The organism is Streptomyces sp. SD15, from assembly GCF_054462255.1.
Genome location: NZ_JBTLMO010000015.1, coordinates 115046 through 129967 on the forward strand (window position 1 = coordinate 115046; position 14922 = coordinate 129967).

General features: G+C 67.9%; 15 protein-coding genes. 5 read left to right on the plus strand and 10 right to left on the minus strand.

Annotated features, from left to right (window positions below; all coding sequences use genetic code 11):
- Positions 1-3: 3 nt before the first annotated feature.
- Entirely contained in the window at positions 4-363 is a 360-nt protein-coding gene (locus ACX28W_RS17275; RefSeq protein ID WP_007383963.1) for an NADH-quinone oxidoreductase subunit A, read from the minus strand.
- A gap of 751 nt (positions 364-1114) precedes the next feature.
- Between ACX28W_RS17275 and ACX28W_RS17280 the strand changes: the two genes are divergently transcribed.
- A complete protein-coding gene (locus tag ACX28W_RS17280; protein ID WP_458999846.1) occupies positions 1115-1966 on the plus strand; it encodes a C40 family peptidase in 852 nt (283 codons plus the stop codon).
- Between the two features lie 93 nt (positions 1967-2059).
- Here the strand turns inward: ACX28W_RS17280 and ACX28W_RS17285 are convergent, their stop codons facing one another.
- Entirely contained in the window at positions 2060-2581 is a 522-nt protein-coding gene (locus ACX28W_RS17285) for an ArsR/SmtB family transcription factor (RefSeq protein WP_458999919.1), read from the minus strand.
- Positions 2582-2801: 220 nt separating this feature from the next.
- On the opposite strand from ACX28W_RS17285, the gene def reads away from it, so the two are divergent.
- The gene (def, locus tag ACX28W_RS17290) at positions 2802-3461 is read left to right on the plus strand and encodes a peptide deformylase (RefSeq protein ID WP_458999847.1); all 660 of its coding nucleotides are present in this window, start codon (positions 2802-2804) and stop codon (positions 3459-3461) included.
- Between the two features lie 44 nt (positions 3462-3505).
- Here the strand turns inward: def and ACX28W_RS17295 are convergent, their stop codons facing one another.
- Positions 3506-4807: a geranylgeranyl reductase family protein gene (locus ACX28W_RS17295; RefSeq protein WP_458999848.1), complete on the minus strand. Its 1302-nt coding sequence runs from the start codon at positions 4805-4807 to the stop codon at positions 3506-3508.
- Positions 4808-4906: 99 nt separating this feature from the next.
- Between ACX28W_RS17295 and ACX28W_RS17300 the strand changes: the two genes are divergently transcribed.
- Together ACX28W_RS17300 and ACX28W_RS17305 are read left to right on the plus strand one after the other, a co-directional pair.
- Positions 4907-5413 (plus strand): GNAT family N-acetyltransferase, encoded by a 507-nt coding sequence (locus ACX28W_RS17300; RefSeq protein ID WP_458999849.1) that lies wholly within the window; start codon positions 4907-4909, stop codon positions 5411-5413.
- A 90-nt stretch (positions 5414-5503) separates the two neighbouring features.
- Positions 5504-5836: a PASTA domain-containing protein gene (locus tag ACX28W_RS17305; protein WP_458999850.1), complete on the plus strand. Its 333-nt coding sequence runs from the start codon at positions 5504-5506 to the stop codon at positions 5834-5836.
- 94 nt (positions 5837-5930) lie between these two features.
- On the opposite strand, the gene ACX28W_RS17310 is transcribed toward ACX28W_RS17305, so the two are convergent.
- From ACX28W_RS17310 to ACX28W_RS17325, 4 genes are all read right to left on the minus strand, one after another.
- Positions 5931-6626, minus strand: coding sequence for a demethylmenaquinone methyltransferase (locus ACX28W_RS17310; RefSeq protein WP_362065185.1), 696 nt, complete (start codon positions 6624-6626; stop codon positions 5931-5933).
- A gap of 72 nt (positions 6627-6698) precedes the next feature.
- Positions 6699-8165: an acyltransferase family protein gene (locus ACX28W_RS17315; RefSeq protein WP_458999851.1), complete on the minus strand. Its 1467-nt coding sequence runs from the start codon at positions 8163-8165 to the stop codon at positions 6699-6701.
- A 1-nt stretch (position 8166) separates the two neighbouring features.
- Positions 8167-10503 carry a bifunctional polysaccharide deacetylase/glycosyltransferase family 2 protein gene (locus tag ACX28W_RS17320; protein WP_458999852.1) on the minus strand — a complete coding sequence of 779 codons (2337 nt, stop codon included), beginning with the start codon at positions 10501-10503 and terminating at the stop codon, positions 8167-8169.
- A gap of 19 nt (positions 10504-10522) precedes the next feature.
- Entirely contained in the window at positions 10523-10831 is a 309-nt protein-coding gene (locus tag ACX28W_RS17325; RefSeq protein ID WP_458999853.1) for a hypothetical protein, read from the minus strand.
- Positions 10832-11222: 391 nt separating this feature from the next.
- Here ACX28W_RS17325 and ACX28W_RS17330 point away from each other — a divergent pair, with 391 nt between their 5' ends.
- Positions 11223-12254: a chitinase gene (locus ACX28W_RS17330; protein ID WP_458999854.1), complete on the plus strand. Its 1032-nt coding sequence runs from the start codon at positions 11223-11225 to the stop codon at positions 12252-12254.
- Positions 12255-12358: 104 nt separating this feature from the next.
- On the opposite strand, the gene ACX28W_RS17335 is transcribed toward ACX28W_RS17330, so the two are convergent.
- From ACX28W_RS17335 to ACX28W_RS17345, 3 genes are all read right to left on the minus strand, one after another.
- Positions 12359-12805, minus strand: coding sequence for an imidazolonepropionase-like domain-containing protein (locus ACX28W_RS17335; RefSeq protein ID WP_458999855.1), 447 nt, complete (start codon positions 12803-12805; stop codon positions 12359-12361).
- A gap of 7 nt (positions 12806-12812) precedes the next feature.
- Entirely contained in the window at positions 12813-14012 is a 1200-nt protein-coding gene (gene mqnC / locus ACX28W_RS17340) for a cyclic dehypoxanthinyl futalosine synthase (RefSeq protein ID WP_458999857.1), read from the minus strand.
- A 71-nt stretch (positions 14013-14083) separates the two neighbouring features.
- The gene (locus ACX28W_RS17345) at positions 14084-14920 is read right to left on the minus strand and encodes a prepilin peptidase (RefSeq protein ID WP_458999859.1); all 837 of its coding nucleotides are present in this window, start codon (positions 14918-14920) and stop codon (positions 14084-14086) included.
- Positions 14921-14922: the final 2 nt, after the last annotated feature.

A 14922-nucleotide genomic window follows, 5' to 3' on the forward strand; every position in this document is an offset into this window, starting at 1 on the left:
CCCTCAGTCCCATTCCAGGCCGCCGCGCCGCCATACGTACGCGTACGCGACGAAGACGGTGAGCACGAAGAGCAACATCTCCACGAGCCCGAAAACACCCAGGGCGTCGAAGGTGACAGCCCAGGGGTAGAGGAAGACGATCTCGATATCGAAGACGATGAAGAGCATCGCCGTCAGGTAGTACTTGATGGGGAAGCGCCCGCCGCCGGCCGGCGTGGGGGTCGGCTCGATTCCGCACTCATAGGCCTCGAGCTTGGCCCGGTTGTAGCGCTTTGGACCGATAAGCGTGGCCATGACCACGGAGAAGATCGCAAAGCCTGCCCCGAGGGCTCCCAGTACGAGGATCGGCGCATACGCGTTCACGCTCCTCGCTCCTCTCAGTCGGCACTGACTGCATGGCGGGTCCCCCCTGCCCGAGCGAAGTCGAGACCGGGGGAGGTTGCGTCAGGCAAGCACTCCCGCCCCACCTGTCCCACGAGCCCCGTGTGTCCCGACGAAGATCGCGTACATGTGAAGCAGGTCACAAGCCCAACCGCCTCGCATCTTATGCCCGTCGGTCTGTGATCTGCGACACGGGGTGCAGCAAGGACTTTGTGATCTCCACCACCTGACGAAGGATCATGAAGTCGGATGAGCGGGGATCATCACACACGAAGCGTCCGCGCGATCACGACAGGTGACATTTGCGCTCGTCACCGCAGGTCCGGAGTGGCATCTCCATATCAAGAGACTTCCCCTGCATGCAAATTAGTGCTGGACGCGAGGGCTTGATAGAGGGCGCATTCACACATCAGAGGGAGGGGTGTGGATGAGTGTGGACGCGTGCACGCGTTCACGAGGGGTGACCGTCCGGATACATGCGCGGGACACGGTCGCCGCGGTGACCGCTCCGTGACCTGCGCCACACTCACGTATGGGTCGAATAAGCCGGGCTTGGCCACCCGCTCCAACCAGTGGTAGGTGGCGGGCAATCCGGACGTAATACAGAAAGAGCATGATCACAGGCCTGATCACCCCTGTCCGCAATGCCCGTTACGGCGTCAATAAAGAGTGACGCGCCCGGGATTCAGCCGCGGATTGAACAACTGTGGCGCACCACACGTTTCTTGAAGGTATGAGGGAGCCCCTGATACCGGTTGTACCCATGTCCCACACCGCTCACATACGCAGCCACCGGAAGCCCCGCCGCAACGCGTCGACGCTCGCGATGCGCACCGGAGTTGCCGGTGGCGTTCTCAGCACCCTGGCCGTGGCCGGTGCGGCCGGTTCGGCGAATGCAGCCGAGCCCGTGACGCAGACGCTCGAACTGCCCACCCTGACGGCCGACCTGGCCACCCAGCTCGCGCAGTCCGCGGAAGTCACGCAGCAGGCCGCGGCGAACTACGAGCTGCAGGCAGAGCGCGACGCCGCCGCCGCCAAGGCCGCCCAGCAGGCCAAGGCGGACCTCGCCGACGCCAAGAAGAAGGCGGAGGCCAAGAAGAAGGCGGAGGCCGCACGCAAGGCCGCAGCCGCCGAGGCCGCCTCGCGGTCCGCCGAGCGGACCGTCCTGTCCTCCTCCGCCTCCCCCTCCGCCTCCCCCTCCACGTCCTCGAACGTCTCCGCCCCGGCCAGCGGCAGTGTCGCGACCGTCATCGCCTTCCTCAAGGCGCAGGTCGGCGATGCGTACGTCATGGGCGGTACGGGCCCCAACGCGTGGGACTGCTCCGGCCTCGTGCAGGCCGCGTTCAAGCAGGTCGGTGTCGATCTGCCGCGCGTCTCGGGGGCTCAGTCGACGGCCGGTACGCCGGTCTCGCTGTCCAACCTCGAGGTCGGGGACATCCTGTACTGGGGTTCGGCCGGGTCGGCGTACCACGTGGGCGTGTACATCGGTGACGGCCAGTACCTGGACGCGGCCAACCCCTCCAAGGGTGTGGTGATTCAGGACCTTTCGGGCTATCCGGCCACGGGCGCGGTGCGCGTCCTCTGAGTCGCACAGCTTTCTGAGTCATCCGACTTGAGGGGCGCCGCCTGAGGGCGGCGCCCCTGTCGCCGAGTCCGTCGTCGAGCCTGGCGAGCATCGTCACAGCAACGGGAACAGGCGGCTGACGACCGCGACCGGGCGTGCCCCCGCGGGGCGGATGGACGGTCGCTGTTCGCGGTCCTGATAGCGCGCGAGAGTCCGCCGTACGGTCGCGGCGACCGCCGCCAGTTCCTCCGGCGTGAGGTAGACCACCGCGCTGAATGCCTCGTCCTGCCGCCATTCCTCGGGCACTTGGTCCTTCTGGGCGAGCCACTGCTGATAGCTCTCGTCCTCGAGCCCTCGCGCCAACTCCCCGAAGTCGGATTCCAAGGCCGACTCCGAGCCCGTTTCCGAGCCCGTTTCCGAGGCCGAGTCGGCCGTCTCCCGCCGCAGCCGCCATGGACGAGCACGCCCGCCGCTCTGCGGCACCTCCTCGATATGCCCATACCGTGCCAACTGCCGCAGATGGAACGAGCAGAGGCCGGAGCTGTATCCGAGCCGTGCCGCCGCCTCCGTGGCCGTCACCGTCCCCACCTCCGCGAGCAGCTCCAGCAGGGCCGTGCGTATGTCGTGCGCCGGCAGTTGGTCCGATCCCCGGTCTCGCTCGCGGTGCCGGCCAAGGCCTTGGTCCTGATCCTGATCCTGGTCCTGGTCCTGGCTCTGGTCCTCGCCCTGATCCTGGCCCCGGTCCTGGCCGCCGTCCCCGTCTCGGTGCACATCGCCTTCAGTCACTTTGCAAAGCCTGCTACTTTGCAAAGCGCTTGGCAAGTTGCCGAGTTGGCCAGATGAACGAGGGGGCGTCATGTCCGTCAGGCGCGGGGTGTTCGTGCAGGGAGTGCCCGTCGAGTCGTATCCGATGGTGCCTCCGGAGGCCGCGCGGGGCTCGATGCGGCGGATCACCGAGGTGGGCGAGGAGGTGCTGCACCGGCCGAGCAGGGAAGTGATCCGGGCCGGTGCGGAAGGGATCGGGTTCGGCAGTCCGGAACTCTCCGCGCTCGTCGACGACATGTTCCTGACGATGTACGTCGCTGACGGTGCGGGACTGGCCGCGAATCAGGTCGACGTCGATCTGCGGCTCTTCGTGTACGACTGCCCGGACGACGACGGCGTCCGGCACGTCGGACACATCGCCAACCCGGTCCTGGACCAGCTCGCCCCGGCCGGACGACGCCTCCTCGACGAGGGCGAGGGCTGTCTGTCGGTGCCGGGGGCGGTCATGGACGTACCGCGTCCCGATCGCGCGGTGGTGCGCGGCTTCGACAAGGACGGGAACCCCCTCGTCATCGAGGGAACGGGCTACTTCGCCCGCTGTCTGCAGCACGAGACCGACCACGTCGACGGGCACGTCTACTTGGACCGGCTGTCCCGGCGCGAACGCAAGGACGCGCTGCGGCAGATGGAAGATCGCCGCGAGCACGTCTTCGCTCGGAGGCTCAGTAAGGCGGCCGAGCTGAGGGGCTGACGTCCTCGCTGCCCTGTCTCAGCCGCGGCGCCCCGGCTTCCGCGTCACGCCTTCGGGGCCACCTTGGACAGCCCGTTGATGATCCGGTCCATCGCGTCGCCGCCCGTCGGGTCCGTCAGGTTCGCGAGCATCTTGAGGGTGAACTTCATCAGCAGGGGGTGGGTCAGGCCTCGCTGCGTCGCGATCTTCATGACCTTGGGGTTGCCGATGAGCTTCACGAAGGCGCGGCCGAGGTTGTAGTAGCCGCCGTAGGTGTCCTTGAGGACGCGGGGGTAGCGCTGGAGGGCCAGTTCGCGCTGGGCGGGGGTGGAGCGGGCGTGGGCCTGGACGATGACGTCCGCGGCGATCTGGCCGGACTCCATGGCGTAGGCGATGCCCTCGCCGTTGAAGGGGTTCACCAGGCCGCCGGCGTCGCCGACCAACAACAACCCCTTCGTGTAGTGCGGCTGGCGGTTGAAGGCCATCGGGAGCGCGGCGCCTCGGATCGGGCCGGTCATGTTCTCGGGCGTGTAGCCCCAGTCCTCCGGCATCGAGGCGCACCACGCCTTCAGGACCTCGCGCCAGTCCAGTTCCTTGAAGGAGTCGGAGGTGTTGAGGACGCCGAGACCGACGTTCGACGTACCGTCGCCCATGCCGAAGATCCAGCCGTAGCCGGGGAGGAGACGGTCCTCGGCGCCGCGGCGGTCCCACAGCTCCAGCCAGGACTCCAGGTAGTCGTCCTCGTGGCGCGGGGACGTGAAGTACGTACGGACCGCGACGCCCATCGGGCGGTCCTCGCGGCGGTGCAGGCCCATCGCCAGGGAGAGCCGGGTGGAGTTGCCGTCGGCTGCGACGACCAGCGGGGCGTGGAAGGTGACCTCCCGCTTCTCCCCCGAGTCGACGTCGCCGAGCTTGGCGTGCACGCCGGTGATGCGGCCGGTGCGGTCGTCGACGATCGGGGCGCCGACGTTGCAGCGCTCGTACAACCGCGCGCCCGCCTTCTGCGCCTGCCGTGCCAGCTGCTCGTCGAAGTCGTCCCGCTTGCGGACGAGTCCGTAGTCGGGGAAGGAGGCGAGATCCGGCCAGTCCAGCTGGAGGCGGACGCCGCCGCCGATGATGCGGAGGCCTTTGTTCCGCAGCCAGCCGGCCTCCTCCGAGATGTCGATGCCCATGGAGACGAGTTGTTTGGTGGCGCGCGGGGTCAGGCCGTCACCGCAGACCTTCTCCCGGGGAAACGCGGTCTTCTCCAGGAGCAGGACGTCGAGTCCGGCCTTCGCCAGGTAGTACGCGGTCGTGGAACCGGCTGGTCCCGCCCCGACGACGATCACATCTGCGGTGTTTTCGGAGAGGGGTTGGGGCTCGGTCACGGCGGGGTCTCCCCAAGACTCGAAATCTGCGTGCTGACGGGCACTGGACACGGGCAGTCTATGCAGCGGTACTGATCACCTGGTTGAAGGGCTGCCCCCATGAACCGAGCTCTCCCCGACGTACGGCTCCGTGTCCCCACCGACGAGGACGCTTTCGCCTGGCACCGGGTCTTCGCCGACCCGGAGGTCATGGAGTTCCACGGCGGCCGGGCTGCCGAACTGTCGGTGTACGAGGAGCTCACCGCACGGCAGCGGCGGCACGACGCCGAGCTCGGGTTCTGTCTGTGGACGATGGTCGACTCCGGGGGTGAGGTGCTCGGCTTCACCGGTGCGCAGCCCTGGCCGCACGCGTGGGGCCCGACCGGGCAGATCGAGATCGGCTGGCGGCTCGGACGGGCGCACTGGGGCAAGGGGTATGTCACCGCTGCCGCGCTCACCACCCTGGAGCGGGTCCGTGGCGCGGGCGTATCCAGCGTGGTCGCCATGGTCAACACGCACAACGAGCGCTCCATCGCGGTGACGAGACGTCTCGGCATGGAGCTCGCCGAGACGGTCACGTCGCCGACGACGCAGCAGCAGGCACACCGCTACCGGCTGGCTCTCTGACGGGCCTCACCCCTTTCGGGCGAGCTCTCTGAAGGCTTCCGGAAGGGCCCGGCCGGGCTTACCCTTCCGGTACCGCTGGGGGTGACGTCTGTGCGTATAACACCCAAGACACCCGAAGTGCGCGTGCCGCGGTTCATCGGCCTGATGGCCGTGGACGCGCGCGAGACGGCCGAGGCGCGAGGTGTGCTGCTCGCCGCGCCGGACCGGCCGGATTTCCATCTCACGGTCGTCGACTACGTCGTACGCCAATATCCGCCACCCGGCTCCGAGGTTCCGCGGGGTGCCATGGTCACCGTGTGGTTCGACCTGAGTGACGCGGAGGGCGGCGCGGGTGTGCGCGAGCCGCGCCTGCCTCGTCCGCCGTCGGGCGGACTGCGCCGCGAGCTCGACGCGCCGGGGGACCCGTTCGAGGTGCTCAGGTGAAACAGGTGGTCAGGTGGTCAGGTGGTGAACAGGTGGGCACCTGAGCCGGCCAGGTGGTCACCTGGTCACCTGCGCCAAGTGACCAGGTGGGCCACTAAGCGGTCTTGAAGCCCCGGTGCAGCGCGACGATGCCACCCGTCAGGTTCCGCCAGGCCACCTTCGACCAGCCGGCCTTGCGCAGCAGCTCGGCCAGGGCGGGCTGGTCGGGCCAGGCGCGGATGGACTCGGCGAGATAGACGTACGCGTCGGGGTTGGAGGACACCGCGCGGGCGACCGGCGGCAGCGCGCGCATCAGGTACTCCGTGTACACGGTGCGGAAGGGCGCCCACGTCGGGTGCGAGAACTCGCAGATCACGACCCGGCCGCCCGGCTTGGTCACCCGGTACAGCTCGCTCAGCGCCGTCTCGGTCTCCTGGACGTTGCGCAGCCCGAAGGAGATCGTCACCGCGTCGAAGGTGTCGTCCTTGAAGGGCAGCTTCGTCGCGTCGCCCGCGGTGAGCGGCAACCAGGGGTGGTTCTTCTTGCCGACACGGAGCATGCCGAGGGAGAAGTCGCACGGGACGACGTACGCACCCGTGCGCGCGAAGGGGAGGGACGAGGTCGCCGTGCCGGCCGCCAGGTCCAGGATCTTCTGTGCGGGGCGCGCGTCGACCGCCTTCGCGACCTCTCTGCGCCACACCCGGTCCTGGCCGAGCGACAGCACGTCGTTCGTCAGGTCGTACCGTTCCGCCACGTCGTCGAACATCGAGGCGACTTCGTGCGGCTGCTTGTCCAGGGATGCGCGGGTCACGCCCCCATTGTGGCAGCACGGGCCGGGCGACTCTCCAGCACCCGGCCCGTACGCCGGTCGCACACAACCCCCTCAGGGGAGCAGTTTCGGCTTCTTCTTGGCGGCCACGTCCTCGACCCAGCCGAACAGCGGGATCGCGATCCAGATCAGCACCCAGCCGATGCCGAACATGAACCACTGGCTCTCCAGCGGCAGCCACTTCTCGAAGGCGGGCACCTTCCAGAACTGGTCGATCAGCGGGACCGCGAGGATCAGCGCGATCTCGTGCCAGAGATAGATCGTCACCGCCCGCCCGTTGAAGATCGTCACGATCCTGTCGAGCCGCTTGAATCGGGCCAGCCAGGCGAAGTCGACGTTGTAGTACGCCTTGAAGTACATCAGCAGCGTCACGAAGCCGGCCGACCAGAAGGTCTGCGCGAGCGGGATCTCGTCCAGGTCGTAGGTGCCGAACTCCGCCTGGTGGGCGAAGGCGTACCAGCCGCCGTACGCCAGCAGGCCCAGCGACGCCAGAACCACCAGGGCCGGCTTCAGCCGCTGGAGCACGCCCTCGCGGTGCGCGAAGCCGACGAGCCAGCAGAACAGGTAGGTGGCGAGGTCCGTGAGACCGCTGCCGAAGCGGTCGTACGGGGGCTGCCACCCGTACTGGAAGACCACGATCGGCGCGAGAGAGAGGAGCAGAACCGGAATGGGAGCCTTCCGGAAGACCCACAGGAGCAGCGGGGAGAGCAGGACGAACCAGAGGTACGTCCGTAGGTACCAGAGGATCTCCCAGGCCTGAACGCCCCACTGGTTGCCCGGCGGGTCACCGACCGGCACGATCCAGAAGACGATCTGCCAGCCCGGCATCCAGTCGTGGATCAGCATCGCCACCACGACGAAGAATCCCCAGAACCAGAAGGGCGGCAGCAGTCGCCGCATCCGGCTCTTGACCACCTTGAACGCGGGGCGCTCCAGGGACTTGGCCATCAGCGTGCCGGCGAGCGCGAACATCACGCCCATCGACGGGAAGACCATGCCGGCCCAGGCCCAGCCGAAGGTGTGGTAGGTCACGACACGGACCAGTGCGACGGCGCGCAGCGCGTCGAAGTAGCGGTCGCGTCCCCCGGCCTTGGGCTTCGGCTTCGGCTTCGATTCCGGTCCGGACCCCGATTCCGGTTCCGGTTCCAGTTCCGGCCCCGGCTTCGAATCCGGGTTCGACTTCGGCTTCGGCTTCGGAGAGGGCTCGGATGACGCATCGGGCTTGAGCTCGGACGGCGGCGCGGCGACAGTCACAGGCTCCGGCTCGACCGCCGGCAGGGGCGCTGTGTCACTGGCGTACCCCTGCCCGTGGGCGACGTACGCCTGCCCGGTGCCGGAGTAGCCCTGGCCCTGGCCATAGCCGTACGGCTGGGGCTGCTGCACATAGCCGCCACCGTAGGGATCGGGATGCTGCCCGTACCCATAGCCGTACCCCGGCTGCCCGTGCTGCCCCTGATACCCCGGCTGCCCCTGCTGCCCTTGGTACCCCTGCTGCCCTTGTTGTTCCGAGCCCCAGCTCATATCAGCTCACTCCTGCCGGAGTCCCGACCTCGCCCGTGCGCTTGAGCTTCTGCCAGCGGAGGCGGCCGCCGGTGAGAGCCGTGACGGAGGAGTGGATCAGGACGAGGTACATCATCTGGCGGTACGCGAGTTGCTGGAGCGGCAGCATCGCGAGGTAGCGGTACTTCTCCCGGTCGAGCCGGAACGCGTAGGCCGCGCAGACGAGTTGGACGACCAGCACCGCAAGCCAGGCCAGCAGCGAGGCCCAGAAGTCGACGAAGATCATCGAGTAGATGGTGAACACGTCGATGAGCGGCGCGAGAACCGGCGTGATGATCTGGAAGATGACCACAAGCGGCATACCGACGCGACCGAAGCGGCCGGACGGACCCTTGTCCGTCAGGGACTTGCGGTGCTTCCACAGCGCCTGCATCGTGCCGTACGACCAGCGATAGCGCTGCGACCACAGCTGCTTGAGCGAACCGGGCGCCTCCGTCCAGGCCTTGGCGTGCTCCTGGTAGACGACCCGCCAGCCCGCGCGGTGCATGGCGATGGTGATGTCGGTGTCCTCGGCAAGCGTGTCCTCGCTCATGCCGCCGACCTCGAGCACCGCGTCCCGGCGGAACGCGCCGATCGCGCCCGGGATGGTGGGCATGCAGCGCAGCAGGTCGTACATGCGACGGTCGAGGTTGAAGCCCATCACGTACTCGATGTGCTGCCAGGCGCCGATGATGGTGTTGCGGTTGCCGACCTTGGCGTTGCCCGCGACCGCACCGATCTCCGGGTCCGCGAACGGCTGCACGAGTTGGTGCACGGCGTCCGGCTCGAAGACGGTGTCGCCGTCCATCATCACGACGATGTCGTAGCTGGCGTTGCGCACACCGTTGTTGAGTGCGGCCGGCTTGCCCGCGTTCTCCTGGCGGATGACGCGGACGTTCGGGATGCCCATCGCCTCGACGATCTCCGACGTGCCGTCCGTCGAACCGTCGTCGACGACGATGATCTCGATCGGATGGGTGGACCGCGTCAGGGAGTCGATCGTGTTGGCGATGCACTCCTTCTCGTTGTACGCGGGCACGATCACGGTCACCGGCCTGGTGACCGTCGGCCCCCAGCTGAATTTCCCGCCCTTGCCGCGCTTTTTGTTGCGCTGTCTGTAGTGGCGGCGGGCGAGGACCAGCATCAGCCCGAACCGGCCCATGACGGACACGCCGACGACGAACAGCAGCCAGGACAGCACCGGCAGGACCCACTCGGCGACCGCGACCGCGTAGATGAGGGCCTTGCCCTCGTACAGCGTCGCGCCGGTCGCCTTCGACTGGCCGGACTGCTCGACGTTCACGTTGGCGGCGTCGGTCGAGCCGGGCCCGGACTGCGTGCCACCCGACTGCCCACCCGGAACACCGGTCGGCGCGGCCCCGGCCTCGACGGTCTGCCCGGAACCGGTGTTTCCGCCCGGTCGGCCGTTCTGGCCCTGGTTCAGCTTCGCCATCGCGCCGCTGACCGTGGTGAAGGAGTAACCCTTCTTCTTCATCTTCTTGATGTACGTGTCGAGCGCCTTGACCGTCTGCGAACGGTCACCGCCCGCGTCGTGCATGAGGACGACGGCGCCCTCGTTGTTCTTCGGGGTGGCCCACTTGACGATCTTCGAAACGCCCGGCTTCTTCCAGTCGTCACTGTCGGTGTCGACGAAGACGCTGACGTAGCCCAGGTCGCCGATGTCCTGGTAGACCGGCCAGCTGTAGTTGTCGACCGCGTTGATCTCCGACGAGTACGGGGCGCGGAACAGCGTGGTCGTGACCCCCGCCGCACCGGCCAGCGCGAGCTGCGTCTGCGTCAGCTCACGCTTCAGCCGCCCTACGCCCTGGTAGGAGAGGTCGACGTGCGTGAAGGTGTGGATGCCGACCTCGTTGCCCTGGTCCACCAGGTCCTTCACGACACTCGGGTAGCGGGAGACCATCGAGCCGACCATGAAGAACGTGGCTTCGATGTCGTTGTCCTCGAGGACCTTGAGGATCTTGGGAGTCCAATCCCCGGTCGGACCGTCGTCGAAGGTGAGCACGATGGTCTTCTCCGGTACGGACTGCGTCTTCGCCGTGCCGTTGTTGAAGGTCAGGAGAGGACCGCCGTCGAGGATTTTCTCCGGCACCTTGTCGTAGGCGGCGCCGTCGCGCACCCGAGAGTCATTGCCGATCTCGGAGCGCAGATAGCCGTCGAGCAGCATCACGCTGGTGAGTCCCAGCAGGAGCAGCAGGGCGAGGATCACACGGGGTTTCTGCAGCGCCGCGGCCCTGCCCGCCGCCCGCTCCATCTTGGAGGGGGCACGCCGGCGGCCGCGCGAGGGCGTCGTCGAAGTCATGTGGGTGGGTCCGTTCCGGTCAGTTGGCGCCGGTGGAGGCGGACGCAGAGGGAGCCGAGGAGGGGGCCTCGCCGGTGGGCATGCCCGACGGCGGGTTGCCGGTGGGCCTGCCGGTGGTGGCCACGCCGCCCTGCGGCTGGAGGTTGCCTCGGGGGGCGGAGCCGGCCTGGCCGCCGCCGAACGGGATCAGCGAGTTCGGGGTGAGCGAGGTGCCCACGCCCATGAAGGCCATGCCGAGGACGACCGCGTAGCCGAGGCACACGGCGCCGAAGAGCATGCCGACTCGGCGCAGGAGACGTGCTCTGCGCCCGGAGCTGTCAACGAACACGGGCCCATCCCCGGACCCGTTGCCGCGTTTGCGGCGGCGGCCGCGCACTTGGGCGCGGTTTTCGATGGCTGACTCGGATTGCATTCCCCGGATATTAGGACGCCTTTATGTGGCCAATTCTCTGGTTCTCATGTGAGGCGCCCATGAAACTTGGCCCAACCTGTCCGTATCCTGAGAGAATTCTCGATCTTCCACGCAGCTCGGGGCCGACACATACAGACCTTATGCACCATTTTTACGCCCGACTTACCCGATTCAGCACCCCTCCCCTATGCACTTTCTATGCATTTCCTGTGTTCCTGAATCAACACCGAATGTGCCACCTTTGAACTCCGGAATCGCACTTTGTTTCCGTCCTGAGACAGAAATCACGAGAGCGGGTGCATGCGCAATGAGGAGTTTCCTGAAGCCGGCCGCCGGCCTCGTCTGCCTGGTGGCCCTGGCCTGTGCGGGGTGCTCCTCCGGTGGTGACGACGCCTCGGACGCGGCGCCCGCACAGACCCCGCAGACGAGTGCCGCCCCGTCCGAGACCGAGGCCACGTCCACCACCTCGTACGCGCCCTACGTGAGCGCCACGGCCGCCTCCGCCACGGACGCGACCGGGTCCCCGACCACCTACAACCTGGCCTTCGTAATCTCGGACGGCAGCGACTGCACGCCCAAGTGGAACGGGACGGAGACCATCGACAAGGCCGCGGTGACATCCCGGATCTCGGCGCTCAAAGAGTCCGGCGCGAGCGTGCGCGTCTCGTTCGGCGGGGCGTCCGGCAAGGAGCTGGCCGAGACCTGCGACAGCGCGAGCGCGCTCGCCGAGGCCTACGGCGAGGCGCTCGACGCCGCCGGATCCACCCAGGCGGACTTCGACATCGAGGGCGACACGCTGACCGACTCCGACTCGGTCGCGCTGCGCTCCGAGGCGATCGCGCTGCTCCAGAAGGAACGCAGCGACCTGAAGGTCTCCTTCACACTGCCGGTCATGCCGTCCGGACTCGACGCCGACAGCCTGGCGCTGCTGGAGTCCGCCAACGACAACTCCGTGGCGGTCTCCACCGTCAACATCATGACGATGAACTACGGCACGTCGTACAGCGGTGACATGGGTGACTATGCGGAGACCTCAGCCGAGGCGACCCACGACCAGTTGGAGGACGTCTTCGGGCTGTCGAGCGACGGTGCGTGGCAGGGGCTCGCGCTGACCTCGATGATCGGCGACAACGACGTGGCGGGCGAGACGTTCACCCTCTCGGACGCGGCTCAGGTGCGGGAGTTCGCCGAAAAGAAGAAGATCGCGTGGGTTTCCATGTGGTCGACGTTCCGTGATCAGCAGTGTTCGAGTGACGATGCGGATTCGGACAATGCGGCAACCAATTGCAGTGGGGTGAAGCAGAGTTCGGGGGCGTTTGCGGAAGCGTTGGCCGGATGAAAACTGCGGGCCGTGGGGGCTTGTCGCGCACTCGGCGGAGCCCGCACATGGCACAGCCCCGCGCACCTGAAAAGGATCGCCGCAGCGGACGAGCGTGAATGAGCTCAGCGGCGTCTGTGTACCAAGCGGCCTGCGCACACCGTCGCAATGCACGTGCCGTCCTGGTCGAAAACGGCCAGGTCGGCGCGGGCCGTTTCGGTGATCATCGGCATTCCTGTACGAGGAAGTACAGCAACCTCGTTACGGGAAGCCGCCGCTCGGAGGTCGGCCGTGTCGGCGTGTTCCGCCAGTACGGCGGTGGCGCCCAGTTTCAGTACGGCGTGGACACGCTCTCGAGGGCTCGGCGCCTCGGGCAGGGCCCCCTCGTGGACGAGCGCCGGCCCGAGCACGCCGGGCCAGCGTCGCAGCCGCGCGCCCGGAAACCGCTCCACCAGCTCGGCGAGCGGCCCGAAGCCCGCGACGCGGTCCCCGTCGACGGCGACCGCGCCCTCCTTCACCGGCTCGGCGTCCCCGGTGACCCGTAGCTCGTCTGCGGCGTGAATCGTCAGCACGACGGCGCTAGTTGGAGGTCAGCAGCTTCAGCTCGGGGTGCGCGGTGCCACCCTCGATCGCGGTCGACGAGATGTGCGACATGACCCGCTCGTCGACCGGGTCGTTCGCCGGGTCGTCGTGGACGACAAGGTGCTCGTACGTCGTGGTCCGCTGGGCCGGGACGCGGCCCGCCTTGCGGATGAGGTCGATGATCTCCAGCCGGTTGGAACGGTGCTTGGCGCCCGCCGAGGAGACGACGTTCTCCTCCAGCATGATCGAGCCGAGGTCGTCCGCGCCGTAGTGCAGCGAGAGTTGGCCGACCTCCTTGCCGGTGGTCAGCCAGGAGCCCTGGATGTGGGCGACGTTGTCGAGGAAGAGGCGGGCGATCGCGATCATCCGCAGATACTCGAACAGCGTGGCCTGGGTGCGGCCCTTGAGGTGGTTGTTCTCGGGCTGGTAGGTGTACGGGATGAAGGCGCGGAAGCCGCCCGTCCGGTCCTGTACGTCACGGATCATCCGCAGGTGCTCGATGCGCTCGGCGTTGGTCTCGCCGGTGCCCATGAGCATGGTGGAGGTCGACTCGACGCCCAGCCCGTGCGCGGTCTCCATGATCTCCAGCCAGCGCTCGCCGGACTCCTTGAGGGGAGCGATCGCCTTGCGCGGCCGCTCGGGCAGGAGCTCAGCGCCCGCGCCCGCGAAGGAGTCGAGACCGGCGGTGTGGATGCGCTGGATCGCCTCCTCCACGCTCACCTTGGAGATGCGGGCCATGTGCTCGACCTCGCTCGCCCCCAGCGAGTGGATGACGAGCTGCGGGTAAGCGGCCTTGATCGCGCCGAAGTGCTTCTCGTAGTACTCGACGCCGAAGTCCGGGTGGTGCCCGCCCTGGAACATGATCTGCGTACCACCGAGCTCGACGGTCTCGGCGCAGCGGCGCAGGATGTCGTCGAGGTCGCGGGTCCAGCCCTTGGCGGTGTCCTTCGGGGCGGCGTAGAAAGCGCAGAACTTGCACGCCGTGACACACACGTTCGTGTAGTTGATGTTGCGCTCGATGATGTACGTGGCGATGTGCTCGGTGCCCGCGTACTTCGCCTTGCGTACGGCGTCGGCGGCGGCGCCGAGCGCGTGCAGCGGGGCGTCGCGGTAGAGGTCGAGCGCCTCTTCGGGGGTGATCCGCCCACCCGCGGCGGCACGGTCGAGGACGGACTGAAGGTCGGCCTTCTCGGTCACCGGGAGCGTCCCTTTCATAGGGGTGTGGACGGACCTTGCCAGCCTACGCCAGCCCTGCTCTGAGCCCGACGTCAGGCCGCGAACGCCCCGATCAGCAGCCCGACATACGCGCCCGCGATCAGGAACGGCCCGAAGGGGATGGACGTCTTGCGCCCGGCTCGCCGCGCGATGACGAGCCCCAGCCCGTACAGCCCCCCGAACAGAAACCCCGCGAAGGTCCCCAGCACGACGGTCCCCCACCCGTACCAGCCGAGCACGGCCCCGAGCCCCGGCGCGAGCTTCACGTCCCCGAACCCCATCCCGTTCGGGTTGATGAGAAAGAGAAGGAAGTACGCGCCGCCGAGGCCGAGTGCTCCGAACAGCGCGGTCGGCCAGTCCCCCGCGTGCTCGGGCACGGCGGCGACCACCCCGAGCAGCCCGAGCGCGCCGACCGCGAGCGGCAGAGTCAGCGCATCGGGCAACCGCTGCACCCTGAAGTCCACGACAGCGAGCAGCAGGCCGAGGGGCGCGAGCAGCAGCCAGACGCCGAGTTCGGGGCGGGTGCCGGTGGCGAGGGCCAGACCGGCGCAGACGAGGGCGGTCGTGAGGGCGGTACGGGGGGTGCCGGGTCCGTACGGCGGCGTACGAGATGTACGGAACATACCGAAAATACGGAATGCACCGGGAGTGCGAGATGTACTGGATACGCCGGATGGGGCGGATATCCGGACGGAGTCGGCGCACTCGACGCACCCGGCGAGTCCGAGCCAGCCTCGCGCGATGCCGGTGATCGGATGACCGTCCGGGCACCGGTCCCGCCAGGTCTCGTCCGGTTCCACCGCGAACCGGTACGCGGCCCGCGGCACCAGCAGCCCCACCGTCGCGCCCCAGAGGGCGGCGACGGCGGTCAGCCAGAGGTCGGGATCCACGG

Excerpts from the sequence above, each read along its gene's own strand:
- ACX28W_RS17330 (WP_458999854.1), top strand. The coding sequence starts at position 11,223 with ATGAGGAGTTTCCTGAAGCCGGCCGCCGGCCTCGTCTGCCTGGTGGCC.
- ACX28W_RS17300 (WP_458999849.1), top strand. The coding sequence starts at position 4,907 with ATGAACCGAGCTCTCCCCGACGTACGGCTCCGTGTCCCCACCGACGAG.
- def (WP_458999847.1), top strand. The coding sequence starts at position 2,802 with ATGTCCGTCAGGCGCGGGGTGTTCGTGCAGGGAGTGCCCGTCGAGTCG.
- ACX28W_RS17280 (WP_458999846.1), top strand. The coding sequence starts at position 1,115 with ATGAGGGAGCCCCTGATACCGGTTGTACCCATGTCCCACACCGCTCAC.
- ACX28W_RS17315 (WP_458999851.1), bottom strand. The coding sequence starts at position 8,165 with ATGAGCTGGGGCTCGGAACAACAAGGGCAGCAGGGGTACCAAGGGCAG.
- ACX28W_RS17320 (WP_458999852.1), bottom strand. The coding sequence starts at position 10,503 with ATGACTTCGACGACGCCCTCGCGCGGCCGCCGGCGTGCCCCCTCCAAG.